General features: G+C 73.0%; 13 protein-coding genes, 3 tRNA genes and 1 pseudogene. 5 read left to right on the top strand and 12 right to left on the bottom strand.

The window, feature by feature from the left end:
- Positions 1 to 457: 457 nt before the first annotated feature.
- Positions 458 to 724, top strand: coding sequence for a hypothetical protein (locus tag ACUJ8O_RS06640; RefSeq protein ID WP_158184150.1), 267 nt, complete (start codon positions 458 to 460; stop codon positions 722 to 724).
- A 58-nt stretch (positions 725 to 782) separates the two neighbouring features.
- On the opposite strand, the gene ACUJ8O_RS06635 is transcribed toward ACUJ8O_RS06640, so the two are convergent.
- From ACUJ8O_RS06635 to ACUJ8O_RS06625, 3 genes are all read right to left on the bottom strand, one after another.
- A tRNA-Phe gene (locus tag ACUJ8O_RS06635) sits at positions 783 to 855 on the bottom strand.
- 72 nt (positions 856 to 927) lie between these two features.
- A tRNA-Asp gene (locus tag ACUJ8O_RS06630) sits at positions 928 to 1,001 on the bottom strand.
- Between the two features lie 116 nt (positions 1,002 to 1,117).
- A tRNA-Glu gene (locus ACUJ8O_RS06625) sits at positions 1,118 to 1,190 on the bottom strand.
- 125 nt (positions 1,191 to 1,315) lie between these two features.
- Here ACUJ8O_RS06625 and ACUJ8O_RS06620 point away from each other — a divergent pair.
- Positions 1,316 to 1,711, top strand: coding sequence for a metallopeptidase family protein (locus ACUJ8O_RS06620; RefSeq protein ID WP_095353590.1), 396 nt, complete (start codon positions 1,316 to 1,318; stop codon positions 1,709 to 1,711).
- 7 nt (positions 1,712 to 1,718) lie between these two features.
- On the opposite strand, the gene ACUJ8O_RS06615 is transcribed toward ACUJ8O_RS06620, so the two are convergent.
- The 5 genes from ACUJ8O_RS06615 to ACUJ8O_RS06595 form a co-directional block, all read right to left on the bottom strand.
- A complete protein-coding gene (locus tag ACUJ8O_RS06615) occupies positions 1,719 to 2,693 on the bottom strand; it encodes a universal stress protein (RefSeq protein ID WP_041103604.1) in 975 nt (324 codons plus the stop codon).
- Positions 2,694 to 2,753: 60 nt separating this feature from the next.
- On the bottom strand, positions 2,754 to 3,683 hold the full coding sequence (locus ACUJ8O_RS06610) for a spermidine synthase (protein ID WP_044658645.1): 930 nt from the start codon (positions 3,681 to 3,683) through the stop codon (positions 2,754 to 2,756).
- Entirely contained in the window at positions 3,680 to 4,243 is a 564-nt protein-coding gene (locus ACUJ8O_RS06605; RefSeq protein WP_044658644.1) for a GNAT family N-acetyltransferase, read from the bottom strand. The genes ACUJ8O_RS06610 and ACUJ8O_RS06605 overlap by 4 nt, the downstream gene beginning before the upstream one ends.
- A gap of 109 nt (positions 4,244 to 4,352) precedes the next feature.
- Positions 4,353 to 4,730, bottom strand: a complete 378-nt coding sequence (locus ACUJ8O_RS06600) for a thiamine-binding protein (protein ID WP_101967668.1) — start codon at positions 4,728 to 4,730, stop codon at positions 4,353 to 4,355.
- Positions 4,731 to 4,761: 31 nt separating this feature from the next.
- Positions 4,762 to 6,102 (bottom strand): Nramp family divalent metal transporter, encoded by a 1,341-nt coding sequence (locus ACUJ8O_RS06595; RefSeq protein WP_445373254.1) that lies wholly within the window; start codon positions 6,100 to 6,102, stop codon positions 4,762 to 4,764.
- A gap of 161 nt (positions 6,103 to 6,263) precedes the next feature.
- On the opposite strand from ACUJ8O_RS06595, the gene pta reads away from it, so the two are divergent.
- The gene (gene pta, locus ACUJ8O_RS06590; protein ID WP_020625363.1) at positions 6,264 to 8,339 is read left to right on the top strand and encodes a phosphate acetyltransferase; all 2,076 of its coding nucleotides are present in this window, start codon (positions 6,264 to 6,266) and stop codon (positions 8,337 to 8,339) included.
- Between the two features lie 20 nt (positions 8,340 to 8,359).
- Entirely contained in the window at positions 8,360 to 9,508 is a 1,149-nt protein-coding gene (locus tag ACUJ8O_RS06585) for an acetate/propionate family kinase (protein WP_020625362.1), read from the top strand.
- Between the two features lie 128 nt (positions 9,509 to 9,636).
- Here ACUJ8O_RS06585 and ACUJ8O_RS06580 read toward each other — a convergent pair.
- Together ACUJ8O_RS06580 and ACUJ8O_RS06575 are read right to left on the bottom strand one after the other, a co-directional pair.
- Positions 9,637 to 10,296, bottom strand: a pseudogene (locus ACUJ8O_RS06580) (ATP-binding cassette domain-containing protein); the annotation flags it as partial.
- An 8-nt stretch (positions 10,297 to 10,304) separates the two neighbouring features.
- Positions 10,305 to 11,228, bottom strand: a complete 924-nt coding sequence (locus ACUJ8O_RS06575; RefSeq protein ID WP_036383537.1) for a glycerophosphodiester phosphodiesterase family protein — start codon at positions 11,226 to 11,228, stop codon at positions 10,305 to 10,307.
- 100 nt (positions 11,229 to 11,328) lie between these two features.
- On the opposite strand from ACUJ8O_RS06575, the gene ACUJ8O_RS06570 reads away from it, so the two are divergent.
- The gene (locus tag ACUJ8O_RS06570; RefSeq protein WP_065572808.1) at positions 11,329 to 12,606 is read left to right on the top strand and encodes a DUF445 domain-containing protein; all 1,278 of its coding nucleotides are present in this window, start codon (positions 11,329 to 11,331) and stop codon (positions 12,604 to 12,606) included.
- Between the two features lie 105 nt (positions 12,607 to 12,711).
- On the opposite strand, the gene ACUJ8O_RS06565 is transcribed toward ACUJ8O_RS06570, so the two are convergent.
- Together ACUJ8O_RS06565 and ACUJ8O_RS06560 are read right to left on the bottom strand one after the other, a co-directional pair.
- Positions 12,712 to 13,611: a hypothetical protein gene (locus ACUJ8O_RS06565; protein WP_101962627.1), complete on the bottom strand. Its 900-nt coding sequence runs from the start codon at positions 13,609 to 13,611 to the stop codon at positions 12,712 to 12,714.
- Positions 13,612 to 13,644: 33 nt separating this feature from the next.
- Positions 13,645 to 14,370: an alpha/beta hydrolase gene (locus ACUJ8O_RS06560; RefSeq protein ID WP_158184141.1), complete on the bottom strand. Its 726-nt coding sequence runs from the start codon at positions 14,368 to 14,370 to the stop codon at positions 13,645 to 13,647.
- Positions 14,371 to 14,416 lie beyond the last annotated feature (46 nt).

Here is a 14,416-nt window from a genome sequence, read left to right as displayed (position 1 = left end):
AGCCCCGATTCGCCTCCGGCTCGGAATTCAACAGACGCACCCGCGGGGACCGCTGTTTCTTCATCCAGCCAGTCCAGCCGTAGGAACTTGGCTCGGTTGTCCACCTACTCGATAACCATGTCTGCTGGTGTGTTGTTCCTCAGCCTGCACTTAAGGCCCTGCACGTGCTGCGCCTCCCGCGGTCGCCGCGCCGTTGATTCGGCGATCCTGGCCCGGCTGCCGGACTACATCCGCACCTCCGCCACCATCGCGTCCAGATGCGCGACGTGTTTCTCGGTGGCGTTGGCACCCTCCCTCGCCTCAAGGGCCTGCTCCCCCATCGCTTACACCTACCGGACAGCCCGGTCCGGAGCGGCCTCAGCTTCGATCGTAGCCGCCTTGGCCAGGTTCGACCGCCATCACGCGATAGCGGCGGCAAGAGCGGTTGAAGGACGCCACCACACTCTTGTTCCCGACCGTGCTCATGCGGCTGCGGGACCCCGCCAACACGCAACGAGAGCTGCGGGACATCCTCAATGAGCTGGGCTACCCGATGCTGTCGACACACGCCTTCCACAAGACAGCGGCGGCCAAGCTGGGGCAGGCCGGGATGAGTGCGGTGAAGATTCCGGCGTTCCTTGGGCATGAGAACCCGTCGGTGACCCAGGATGTCTATATGAGCTCGTTCAAGGGTGTCGCCCATGCTGGTGTAGTCATGCAGGAGCAGTTGTCCGGCCTGGTCTGAATCTACGGGGCTGCCGACTGTTAGAAAACGAAAAACCCCTGCCTGAGCAGGGGTTTCGTGGCTCCGACCGGCGTCGATCCGGTGACCTTACGATTTTCAGTCGTACGCTCTACCAACTGAGCTACAGAGCCCGGCGACCTTCGTCACCAGGACCATGCGTCACCGGACTCCGTTTCCGAATGCCGGTGATCGGACGATCCGAGCGACCCTGACGGGACTTGAACCCGCGACCTCCGCCGTGACAGGGCGGCGCGCTAACCAACTGCGCTACAGGGCCATGTTCTGTTGTTCTCGCCGCTTTCGCAACGAGTGGAGACTCTAGCAGAGCCTCCGAGCGTCGTGCAAATCCACGCTCTACGTGCCGTTCCGGCCGCCGAGGGCGGCCGTTCTGCGTACCCCCAACGGGATTCGAACCCGTGTCGCCGCCGTGAAAGGGCGGTGTCCTAGGCCTCTAGACGATAGGGGCAGGTCCGATGTCGAGATTCCCGAGGTGGACCCTGGGAGTCTATGGTGGCCGCACACCCTCCGGCAAGTCCGGCCGCCGGCCGGCCGCCCTCCGCACCGCGGAGCCCCGCACCCCCAGGAGCCGCCGTGGACCACCGCCCGTCGCCCGAGCAGCCCGCCGCCACGTGGATGAGCGAGCAGGAGTTCGACGACGCCGTCTCCGCGGCCCTCACCCGCATCCCGGACGAGCTGGCCCGGCTGCTGACGAACGTCGTCGTGGTGGTGGAGGACGAGTACGAGCCGCAGCGCTGGGAGGACCCGGCCACCGAGCTGTTCGGCCTCTACGAGGGCGTGCCGCTGACCGAGCGCGCCGAGCTCGCGTGGCAGATGCCGGACCGGATCGTGGTGTTCCGCGGCCCGCTCACCCGCCACTGCACCTCCCGCGCCGAGCTCGAGGACGAGATCACCGTCACCGTCATGCACGAGGTCGGGCATTTCTTCGGCATCTCCGAGGAGCGCCTCCACGAGCTCGGCTGGGGCTGAGCGCCGGTCAGGACTCCGGCTGGTCCTGGACCGGGCCGAACGAGGCGCGGCGGCTGAGGCGGACGTCCTCGCGGAACGGGACGACGAGCACCGGGCCCTTCGCGTGGTCCGCGACGCCGCGGCTCGTGGAGCCGACGATCGCACCGGCGAAGCCGCCCAGACCGCGCGTGCCCACCACGGTGAGGCAGGCGGTGGCGCTCTGGTCCACCAACACGTCCACGGGGGTGCCGTCCACGAGCTCGGTGAGGACCTCGAGGCCGGGGAACTCGGAGCTGATCCACGCGGCGCCGGCGTCGAGACGCTCGCGCAGCTCCCGCTCGCGGGCCTCCTCGTCCAGGCTGACGGCCAGCCACGCGGCGTTCGCGCCCAGGGGCGGGACGGCGCACACGAGCTTCAGCGGGGCCTGGCGGAGGCGGGCCTCCTCGGCGGCCTCGAGAGCGGCGGCACGACCCTGCTCGGAACCGTCGACGCCCACCACGACGGCGGTCCTGTCCCCCGCGCGGCTGGCCTCGACCCCGGCGGGGATGATGGCGACCGGGCAGTGCGCGTGGCCGGGCAGCGCGGCGGCCACCGAGCCGAGCAGGCGGCCCATGAAGCCGCCGCGGCCGCGCGCGCCCGAGACGAGCAGGGAGGCCTCGGCGGAGAGCTCCACGAGGACGCCGGCCGCGTCCCCGATCTCCACACGCAGCTCCGGACGCACCCCGTCGGCGTCGAGCTTGCCGGCGACCTCCTCCAGGAGGGCCTGCACGCCCTCGCGGAGACGGGAGTCGTCCAGGACGGCGCCGCCGGCGTCCGCGCCGTAACCCCAGTACGCGGGGATCGAGTAGGCGGTGACGAGGGTCAGCGGCTCGCCGCGCAGGCCGGCCTCGCGCTGGGCCCAGCGGGCGGCGGAGACGGACTGGTCGGAGCCGTCCACACCCACCAGGACGCCGAGCGGTGCGTCCTCACGGCGGGTGGCGGCGGGCTGGGTCTGGGCGGACATGGCGACCTCCTCGAGTCGGACTCGACGGGCCCCGGGCGGACCCGGCCGAGTGCCTCCAGTCTACGCCTCGGGGCCCGGGACGAGTCCCGTGATCCCGGGCGCGACGCCCGCGGGGAAGCCGCGTGGATCCTCCGCGAGCCGGGCCGGGAAGGCGTCCATGCGCAGGGCACGGGCCAGGCGGTCGCGGGGGTCGGAGCCGGGCGGGGCGTCCGCGGCGGGGCGGGCCACGGGGGCGTCCGAGGCCGCCACGATGACGTTGCCGCGGCGCCGCCCCTTGAGCATGGGCGGATCCGCGATCACCTCAACGTGCTCGAACGCGGCGACGACGGCAGCCACGTCCGCCCGCACCGACGTCAGGTCCGGCCCGCCGCCCACGTTGAGCACGTACAGCCCGCCCGGGGCGAGGACCCGCGCGGCGGCGCGGGCCGCGTCCAGGCCGGTGAGGCCCGGCGGGGTGATGTGGCGGGCACCGGTCAGGTCCGTGGGGTCCGGGGCGAAGACGTCGCGGATGATCAGGTCGCGGCTGGCCGGGTGGGCCGTGGCCAGGACCTCGGCGGCGTCTGCCACGCGGATGCGCAGGGCCGGGGCGCGGGGCAGGCCGAAGCGCTCGCGGGCGAGGGCGGCCAGGCCGGCGTCGATCTCCACCGCGGTCTGGTGGGAGCCCGGGTACGCGTGGTCCACCCAGCGGGCGAGCGCGCAGCCCGCGCCGCCCAGGTGCAGGGCCCGCAGCGGCGTGGGCTCCGGCCAGTGCGCCCGGACGGCCGCGGCGGCCCAGCGCATGTACTCGAAGGCCATGCGTTCGGGGCGCTCGGGGTCCAGCGGCGAGGACTCGACGCCGTTGACGTAGAGGATGAACGCGTCCGGCTCGAAGGCGTCCTCGCGGATCTCGGCGGTGCCGTGGGTGATCGCGTGGACGCCCGGCTCGATCCCGGCGGGGCCGGCGGATCCGCCCGCGGCCCGGCCCCGGCGCGCCGATGACCGGCGACTCACGCCGCACCGCCGTCGTGCGGGCGACGGCGCACCATCAGCTGCTCGTGCAGGCCGGCCCACGGGCCGGTCATCGGCTCCGGCGCCCCCACGGCCGCGAACCCGTGCTTGGCGTAGAACGCCACGGCCCGCGGATTCTCGGCGAGGACGCGCAGCATCGCGGGACGCTCCCCGACGACGGCGTCCAGCAGGCGCGCTCCCAGGCCGGTCCCGTACGCCTCGGCCAGGACGTAGAGCACCATGAGCTCCACATCGGGCAGGTCGGCGGGCGATGCGGCCGCGTCGTCCGCGCCCGTCCGGCCCGTCTCCGCCGCCGAGCGACGCGGGCCCGCGAGCGCCACGCCGAGCAGCCGGCCGCCGTCGTCGGCGACCCAGAGGTCTCGGTCCGGTCCGATCAGCGCGGTCCACGCGGGTACGTCCTCCGGGATCCGGGCCTCGATCGCGTCCAGGTACGCGGACGGCAGGAGCGCGCCGTAGGCCTCCCGCCACGACCGCGCCTTGACGCGCAGCAGCGCCTCGACGTCCCCGGGGGCGGCGGGGCGCACGGTCACAGACTCAGGCACGGGCTGCTCCTCTGGGCCGCCGGCGCGGCGGCCATTTCTCGAACGAAAGCGCCTCGACACGGCGCCGTTTCTCGAACGAAAGCGTCCGGGGGGGCAGCGGGGAGGGGGGTCACCCGGCGTCGCCGTCGTGCGGGGCCGGGGCGGCGCGCCGCCCCTCGTCCTCGGCGAGGGCCGACTCGAGGCGCTCGAGCTTGCCGTCCAGCTCGCCGGTGTGGCCGGGGCGGATGTCCGCCTTCAGCACGAGCGAGACCCGGGAGCCGTACGAGGAGACCGCGTCCACGGCGCCGCGCACGACCTCCATCACCTCGTCCCAGTCGCCCTCGATCTCCGTGAACATCGAGGAGGTGCGGTGGGGCAGGCCGGAGGCGCGGACCACGGCGACGGCGGCGGCCACCGCCCGGTGCACGGAGGCGGTGTCCGCGTCCCCGGGCAGGTGGGCGGAGTCGGCGGGCTGGCCGGAGGGAGCGACGGAGAAGGCGACGATCATGGCACCAGTGTGCCCCGCCCCCGCCGCCGGCTCACCCCCCGAGCACCGGCTGCAGGGCCTTGATCAGCTCGTTCACGCCGATCGCCACGAACACGGCCGCGGTCAGGCCCAACAGGGTGTTGCGGACCCAGCCGTTGCGGAACTGCCGCGGCACGTCCTTCGTGTTGTTGAGGAACAGCAGGGTCACGGCCAGGAACGGCATGAACAGGGCGCCGAGCGTGCCGTAGAGCAGGATCAGGAAGATCGGCCGGTCCAGGAACAGCAGCGCCATGGGCGGCAGGGTCAGCCACAGCAGGAAGAAGCGGCCGGGCTTCGAGGACAGCGACGGCGCGTCGTCCTGGTCCAGCTCCTCGGCGGGCCGGCGGAAGTTCGTCCAGAAGTCCGCGAACATCAGCGAGACGCCGTGCCACACGCCCAGCAGGGAGGAGAAGGACGCGGCGAAGAATCCGATGAGGAACACCGTGGACCACGCCGAGCCGTAGCGCTCGGCCAGCACGTCGCCGACGTCGAGCAGGCCCTTGTCGCCCGAGGAGATCGCCAGCCCCGCCGAGTGCAGCAGCTCCACGCCCATGACCATGGTGGCGATCACGAAGATGCCCGTGAGGATGTACGAGGTCGCATTGTCGAACCGCATGACCTTCAGGTACTTCGGGACGTTCCAGCCCTTCTCGCGCAGCCAGTAGCCGTAGGCCGCGAGCGTGATGGTGCCGCCGACGCCGCCGGCGAGGCCGAGCACGTAGAACATGGCCTGGGGATCGCCGGAGGGCAGGCGCGGCACGAGACCGGCCAGGATCGCGCCCAGGTTCGGAACGGTCAGTGCCGCCGAGAGCAGCACGGTCACGAACATGACGCCGATCAGCACCGTCATGAGCCACTCGATGAGCCGGTACCTGTCCAGCCAGACCAGCCCCAGGCCGATCAGGCCCGAGGCGATCGCGAACACCTTGCTGTCCACCCCGGGGAACAGCGCCGCGAGCGGCAGGGCGGTGGAGGACATCGCCGTCGCCCCGTACACGATGCCCCAGATGAGGATGTACGGGCCGAAGTACCAGGACGTCCAGGCCCCGAGGGTGCGCCAACCCTGGAAGATCGTCTTGCCGGTGGAGAGGTAGTAGCGGCCCACGCCCTCCACGAGCACGATCTTGAAGATCACGCCCAGCACCACGGCCCACAGCAGCATGTAGCCGTAGCGGGAGCCGGCGGTCAGGGTGGCCACCAGGTCCGCCGCGCCCACGCCCGTGGCCGCGGCGACGATGCCCGGGCCGAGGGAGTTCCAGCGCGGGCGGATCGGCGTCTCGTTCAGTTCGGCGTCGGTGAACCCGACGATGTCCGGGTTGTGCACGGGGCGGCCGCGGTCGGCTCTCGTTGCCATGGGAGGGTCCTTAATGCTTGACGGGGCGAGTGCAGTCATGTGTATTACGCGCGTGAGAGACACGCCTCACTCACGTCGATCCGCGTCGGCCGGGACGGGCCCCGACGCCGCGGCCTCGGTACCGTGAACGACGAGCCCCGTCCTCCACCGGAAGGTCCGCCATGCCCCAGGGAATCTTCGTCTCCACCACGTCCACCGGCGCCGGCAAGTCCCTCGTCAGCCTGGGCCTGGCCGACTCGCTGTACCGGCGCTCCGGCACGGTGGGCTACTTCCGCCCCGTGGTGCCCGGCGACGACGTGGAGACCGACCCCATGGTGCTGCTGATGCGCGAGCAGTACGGCCTCTCCCCGGAGCAGGCCCGCGGCGGCCTCACCGCGGCCGAGGCCCGCACCCTCATGGCCGAGGGCCGCGGCGACGAGGTCCAGCAGCGCTGCGTGGAGCAGTACGACGCCATGCGGGCGGCGGGCGGCGTCGTGGTGGTGGAGGGCACCGACCTGATCAGCCCGGACCCGGCCGCCGACCTCGACCTCAACGCCCAGCTCGCCCGCAACCTCGGCACCCCCGTGGTCGCCGTGGTCTCCGGCGCGGACCTGACACCCGAGCAGGCGGCCGACGTCGTGGACCTGGCCCGGCGCACCCTCGACGACGCCGGCGTCGAGCTGCTGGCCGTCATGGTCAACCGCGCGGACCCCCGTGACCTCGACGCCGTCGGCGCGGCCGTGCGCCCCGGCCGCCACGCCTGGCCCGTGTACGTGCTGCCCGAGCTGACCGAGCTCGCGCACCCCTCGGTGGCCGAGGTGGCGGACGCGCTCGGGCTCGAGCAGATGGCCGGGCAGGAGACGCTGGACCGCGACGTCGCCGAGGTCAAGGCCGTCTCCATGGAGGGCGGCAACTTCCTCGAGGTCCTGCGCGAGGGCGCGCTCGTGATCGTCTCCGGCGACCGCTCCGACGCGATCCTGGCCACCGTGGCCTCCTCGCTGACCCCGGACTTCCCCACCCCCTCCGGCATGATCCTCACCAACGGCATCCTCCCGAACCGCCAGCTCCAGCGGCTCTACCTGGGCGCGGCCTTCCCCGTGTTCGTCACCCACGACGACACGTTCACCACCGCCGCGAAGGTCTCCCGGGTGCGCTCCGAGCTCTCCAGCGCCCAGCCCCGCAAGACCGCCGCCGCCCTGGGCACCTGGCACCAGCGCGTGGACGGGGACGAGCTGCTGGCCCGCTTCGACCTGCCACGCACCGACGTCGTCACCCCTCTGCGCTTCCTGCACGAGCTGATCTCCCGCGCCCGCGCGGACCGCCGCCGGATCGTGCTGCCCGAGGGCGAGGATGCCCGCGTGCTGCGCGCCGCCGAGATCCTCCAGCGCCGCGACGTCTGCGACCTCGTGGTGCTCGGCCCGGCCGCCGCCGTGCGGGAGCTGGCCTCCCGCGAGGGCGTGGACCTGAGCGGGATCGAGCTCGTGGACCCCGCCGACTCCCCGGACCTGGAGCGCTACGCGCAGGAGTACGCCCGGCTGCGCGCCCACAAGGGCGTGGACGCCGAGCGCGCCCGCGAGGTCATGCAGGAGGGCGCCTACTTCGGCACGATGATGGTCCACCTGGGCGACGTGGACGGCATGGTCTCCGGCGCCGCCCACACCACCGCCAACACCATCCGCCCCGCGCTGGAGTTCGTGAAGACGAAGCCGGGCGTCTCGATCGTCTCATCGGTGTTCTTCATGCTGCTGCCGGACCGCGCCCTCGTGTACGGCGACTGCGCCGTGAACCCGGACCCGGACGCGCAGCAGCTCGCGGACATCGCCGTGGCGTCCGCGGCCACCGCCGCCCAGTTCGGGGTGGACCCGCGCGTCGCCATGCTCTCCTACTCCACGGGCGCCTCCGGCTCCGGGCAGTCCGTGGACAAGGTCCGCGCCGCCACGGAGCTCGTGAGGGAGCGTGCCCCCGAGCTGAAGGTGGAGGGCCCGCTGCAGTACGACGCCGCCGTCAACGCCTCCGTCGCGGCCTCGAAGATGCCCGGCTCCGAGGTGGCCGGCCAGGCCACCGTGTTCGTGTTCCCGGACCTGAACACCGGCAACAACACCTACAAGGCCGTCCAGCAGTCCTCCGGGGCGGTCGCCGTCGGGCCCGTGCTGCAAGGCCTGAACAAGCCCGTCAACGACCTCTCCCGCGGCACCACCGTGGAGGACATCGTCAACACCGTCGCCATCACCGCCATCCAGGCCCAGGCCCAGGGCTGACGCCCCGGAAGGAGTCCCCCGTGCTCGTCCTTGTCATCAACTCCGGCTCGTCGTCCCTGAAGTACCAGCTCCGTGAGCTGGCCGACGACGGCACGGACGCCCCGGTGCCCGTCCTCGCCCAGGGCCTGGTGGAGCGCATCGGCGTCCCCGGCTCCGGCGTGCCGGACCACGCCGCCGCCCTCGAGCAGGTGGAGGCCGAGCTGGCCGAGGCGACCGGCGGGCGCACCATCGACGCCGCCGGCCACCGCGTGGTCCACGGCGGCGAGCGGTTCACCGCCCCGGCCCGGGTGACCAACGAGGTGATCCGCGCGATCGAGCGCCTCGCCCCGCTGGCCCCGCTGCACAACCCCGCCGCCGCCCAGGGGCTGCGCGCCATGGCCGAACGCTGGCCGGACATGCCCCAGGTGGTCGTGTTCGACACCTCGTTCCACCAGACCATGCCCCGCGAGGCCTGGCAGTACGCCCTGCCGGACGAGGTCTACACGGAGCACGGCATCCGCCGCTACGGCTTCCACGGCACGAGCCACGACCTCGTCACCGGCCTCGCCGCGGAGCATCTGGGCATCCCGCGGGGGGAGTTCCGGGCCGTGGTGCTGCACCTGGGCAACGGCGCCTCCGCCACCGCCATCCGCGACGGCGTCTCCGTGGACACCTCCATGGGCTACACCCCGCTGGCCGGCCTGGTGATGGGCACCCGCTCCGGCGACCTGGACCCCTCCGTGGTCACCCACCTCATGCGGAACCACGGCTACGACGCCGAGGAGCTGGACACCCTCATGAACAGGCGCTCGGGCTTGCTGGGCCTGGCCGGGGAGGCGGACATGCGCCAGGTGCTGGAGAACGCCGCCTCCGGGGACGGCCGCGCCCGCAACGCCCTGGACGTGGCCTCCTACCGGCTGGCCAAGTACGTGGGCGGCTACCACGTGGCCGTGGGCGGGGCGCAGGCGATCGTGTTCACCGCCGGGATCGGCGAGAACTCGGCTCCGTTCCGGGCGCGCGTGCTCGACCGGCTCGAGGCGCTCGGGGTGGCCTACGACGCCGAGGCCAACCGCGCCCGCGTGGCCGGGCCCCACACGATCTCCGCGCCGGAGTCGGCGATCCCGGTCCTCGTGGTCCCCACGGACGAGGAGCAGGCGATCGCCCGCTTGACGTGGGAGCTCGCCCGCTGAGCACCGCGCCCGACCGTCCGACCGACGCCCAGCGACATCGCCGCCGGTCCGCCCGGCAGTGATGTCGCTGCGGCTCGGTCGACACGAACGGGGCGCTTCTGCACCCGACCGTCCGGCCCGGTCAGCGCTCAGACGTGGGTGCCGTCCGCCTCGACGGCGATGCCCAGCTCGTTGCCCGGGATCGAGGCGAGCAGGCGGCGGGTGTACGGGTGCCGGGGGTTGGTGAAGACCTCCTCCGAGCTGGCCGCCTCCACCACCCGGCCGTCCTTCATGACGCACACGTAGTCGGAGATGAGCCGCACCACCGCCAGGTCGTGCGAGATGAACAGGTAGCTCAGCCCCAGCTCGTCCTGCAGGCGGCGCAGCAGCGTGAGGATCTGGTCCTGCACGAGCACGTCCAGCGCGGAGACCGGCTCGTCGCACACGATCAGCTCGGGGTTCAGCGCGAGCGCCCGGGCGATCGCCACGCGCTGGCGCTGTCCGCCCGAGAGCTCGGCGGGGTACCGGCGGTGGAAGTGGGAGGGCAGGGCCACCTGGACCATGAGCTCGAGCACGCGCGCCCGCCGCTGCCTGGCGTTGCCCCGCCGGTACGTCTGCAGCGGCTCCTCGATGATCCGGCCCACCGTGAACGAGGGGTTGAGCGAGGAGAACGGGTCCTGGAACACGGCCTGCACGCGCTGCCGGAAGTCCTTGAGCCCCTCCCCCTTCAGCGCCAGCACGTCCTTGCCCTCGAAGCTGATCTCGCCCGAGGTCGGCTCGATCAGCTTGAGCAGCATGCGCGCCGTCGTCGGCGCCCTCAGGCCCCGGTGGGCACCCGCTCCCGACGCGCGGCGGCCCGCTCGCGGACCCAGCGCAGCACGTCCTCCGGACGGTTGGTGGTGAGCTCCTGCACCCCCTGGGCGAGGAGGAAATCGGCGTCCTCGCGCTCGTCGACGGTCCACACCCGCAGCCGCCGCCCCGCCGCCAGCCACGCCTTCACGTCCGCCAGGTGCTCCCGCACGTAGGCCACGGAGGGCCCCGCCATCCCGGCCCGGCCGCGCCAGACGAGCGCCTCGGACCCCGCCAGCGACTGACGCGCCGCCGCACGCACCGCCGCCCGGCTCAGCGGCCCCCGCGCGAGCCGGGTCGGCAGCTCCGTCGGCATGAGGTCCATCAGGGGGCAGAGGGGGTCCGTGCCGGCCAGCGGCGCCACGTGGCGCAGCGCGTCCGGATGGAAGCTCATGAGGGACACCTGCACCTGACCCAGTCGGCCGGTCTCCGGGTCCCAACCGGCCCGCAGCAGCTCCCGCAGCACCCGCTCCTCGAGCTCATGCCCGAACGGGGAGGGGTGCTTGAGCTCCACGGCCAGGCGCAGCGGCCGGTCCGCGGCCGCCGCGATCGCCAGGAGGTCGGCCAGGGTGAGCACCTGCTCCCCCGCGCCGCCGTACACGGCGGGCGGCGCCGTCGTCGTGGCGGGCTCGGCCCCCGGACGCCGGGCGTGCCACGAGACGACGTCGAGGCCGCGCAGACGATCCAGCGTGTGGTCCGCGACGGCGCCGCGCCCGTCCGAGGTGCGGTCCACGGTGGGGTCGTGCCAGCAGACGACCTCGCGGTCCCGCGTGAGCTGGACGTCGCATTCGAGACCGTCCGCGCCCACGGCGAGGGCGTGGAGCATGGCGGCGCGGGTGTGCTCGGGGAAGGCGGCGGAGGCACCGCGGTGGGCGATCACGAGAGCGGGCACGCGGCCAGGCTAGGGAGCGCGAGTGCCGGCCACGTCACCGCAGGGTGCCCGGCTGGTTAACTGGTGGGGACCATTCGGTGCGCGCGATCAGGAGCCTCCCGTGTCCCTCTCCCCCGACCCCGCCCAGCAGCTGCTCAGCGCCGGCGCCCTCGAACGCGCGGCGGGCCTGCGGCGCATGAAGGCCGTCGCCCTGGGGCTGCTCATCCTGCTGGCCGTGGTGTTCGTGGTCGCGTTCCCGTTGCAGGACACCCACCCGGTGTGGGGCTACGTGCGCGCCGCCGCGGAGGGCGGCATGGTCGGCGCACTGGCGGACTGGTTCGCGGTCACGGCGCTGTTCCGCCACCCGATGGGTGTGCCCGTGCCGCACACCGCCCTGATCCCGCGGAAGAAGGACCAGCTCGGCGCCGCGCTGACCGAGTTCGTGCAGGAGAACTTCCTGGACTCGGAGGTCGCCCACGAGAAGGTCGACGGACTGAAGGTGGCCGAGGCCGCCGGCGGCTGGCTGCGCCGTGAGGAGAACGCGGCTCGCACCGCCCGGGAGATCGCGACGGCGGCCCGGGGCGCCATGGCCGCGGCCGACGACGACGCCGTCCAGGAGCTGCTGCGCCAGCTGATGGAACGCCACATGGTGGCCCCGGACTGGTCCCCCACGCTCGCAGGCGTGCTGGAGGACGTGGTGGCCGGACGGCACCACGAGCGCGTGGTGGACCTCGTGGTCGCCCACACCGGGGACTGGGTGGCCGCCCACCCCGAGCTGTTCGTCGAGACGGTGCGCCGTCGCTCCCCCGAGTGGAGCCCGGACCTCGTGGACCGCCTCCTCGCCGAGAGACTGCACGCCGAGACCCTCAAGTATCTCGCCGGCATCCGCCGCGACCGGGAGCACGAGGCCCGCCGCGCCGTCGACGACTGGCTCGACCGCCTCGCCGACGAGATGCGGAACGAGCCCGCCACCCGCGCCTCGGTGGAACGGTTCAAGCGGAACCTTTTCGCGGACGAACGGCTGCGCGCGTGGGCCGGGCGGGCCTGGGTCTCCCTGCGGGACTCGCTCCTGGACGCGCTCGAGGACCCGTCCTCCGACCTGCATCGCGCGCTCGTGGCCGCCCTGCGCGACCTCGGCGCCCGCCTGCAGGAGGACCCCGAGCTGCGCGACCGCGTGGACGGCCACGCCCGCCGCGCCGCGGCGTATGCGCTGAGCTCCTACGGCCCGGCGCTCACCGGGGTGATCGAGGAGACGGTCGCCCGCTGGGACGGCGAGCAGACCGCGCGCACCCTCGAGCTGTTCGTGGGCAAGGACCTGCAGTTCATCCGCATCAACGGCTCGGTCGTCGGCGCGCTCGCGGGCCTGGCGATCCACGGGGTGGCCACGCTGTTCCTCTGAGCCGCGGCTCCCGCCCCGCACTTTCGAACGTGAAATGGGGCGAATGGGCGCTTTCGAACGTGAGAGAGGGCCTCTCTCACGTTCGAAAGCGCGGGGGTGGGGCCGTCAGGCGGCGGGCTTGCCCTTCTTCTGCCTGTCGTCCTTCTCGTCCTTGCCGCCGGGCAGGGCGCGACGGATCACGCCGAAGACGCCGCCGTCGTCCTTGGCGCCCGCCGACTCCCCCTCGGCGCGCCCCTGCGCGGCGCCCTCGCGGATCTCGCCGGGGATCACCATCGGCAGGGGGCCGAAGAGCTCCGCGGCGTTCTCCATCACGGCCTTGCCCATGGCGCGGTTGCCCACGCCGCCGATCACGGCGCCCACGCCGAACGGCACGGCGCGGCCCACGAAGCCGGCGCCCTGCCGCAGGAGCATCTTGCGCATGAACGTCCTCTTGAGGCGATCCACCACGAACGCACTGATGCCGGTGCCGGAGGCGGTGCCCGCGAGCGCGTTGAGGCTGGACTGCGGGTCGTAGGGACGCCCGGCCTTGGCGGCGGCCTCGCGGAGCAGCTCCTTGGCCTCGTCGCCGAGCATGAGGGCCATGACGAGGGCCTGGGCTCGCTGCGGGTCCTGCGTGGTGATGCCGTGCAGCTCGGCGAGGGACTGCGCGTAGAGGGCGGTGGCCTCCATGAAGCCGGCGACCGCGGCACCGGACAGGACGAGCGCGGCCACGGTGCCGATGCCCGGGACGATCGCGGTGCCGCCCACGGCGGCACCGGCCACCGTGACGGTGGTCAGGTACTGCTGCCCCAGCCGCTCGGCGAGACGCTCCGGGCTCTCCCCCGGGTGCTTCGCCGCCATGCGCTGGATGTTCTTCAGGACCAGGGGACGCTGGACCGCCAACACCGTGGAGAGGGCCTTCTCGAAGCCCTCCGAGGGCTCGCCGTTCTCATCGAGTGCCGACTTCAGCGCGAAGTCCTTCACCTTCCCGGACGCGTACCGGCCGATCGTCGAGTTCTTTGCCATGCGCGCCAGAGTATCGGCGCGCGACCCCCACGGTCAGGACCCGGGCGTCGCCGCGCGCAGGGAATGCTCGAGGAAGATGCGCACGTCACGGACCTCGTCGGGGCCGGTCCCGTGCAGGATCCCGGGGTAGGTGCGCACGGTCAGGCGGGTGTGCTCCTCGGCCCACGCGCGGGTGTGGGCGACGGCGTCCGGATGGATCACGGGATCCTCGGCGTCCCGGCCCCAGAAGAACGGGCGCGGGCCCGGTCCCTCGGCCGGGGAGTCGAGCATGGCCAGCAGCTCGTTGTCGACGGCGAAGCCGCTCAGGCCCACACCGCAGGTGAACGCTTCGGGACGCAGACGCAGGACCGTCGTCGCCATGGCCATGCCCTGGGAGAAGCCGAGCACCGAGACCGTGCGGAAGCCGGCCGCCACGACCTCCTCGGCGGAGAGCACGTCGAACACGCGGTGGGCGGCGGCGAGCACCTGGGCGAAGTCGGACTGCAGCAGCAGGTCGAGCAGGAACCAGCCGTGCGCGCCGGGGTCGCCCGGGCCCTCGGAGGCCGTCTCGTCGATCTCGAAGCCGCCGCGCACCGCCAGGCCGGTGCACCGCTCCGGGAGCATCGGGAAGTGGCGGCGCGCCGCGCGGAGCTCGTTGGAGCCGTAGCCGTGGAACACGAGCACCAGGTCCGTGCCCGCGCGCTCCTCCGGCGGGCGCGACCACACCACGCTGTGGCCGGAACTGATCGTCTCGGTGACGGGTGTGGGCGTGGGGCTCATGGCTCCATCCTAGGGAGGGGCCCCTGACCGGGCGTCATGCCCGGTC

Source organism: Micrococcus sp. EWR3.9.1 (assembly GCF_052615555.1).
This window is presented reverse-complemented; position numbering and strand designations above follow the sequence as displayed.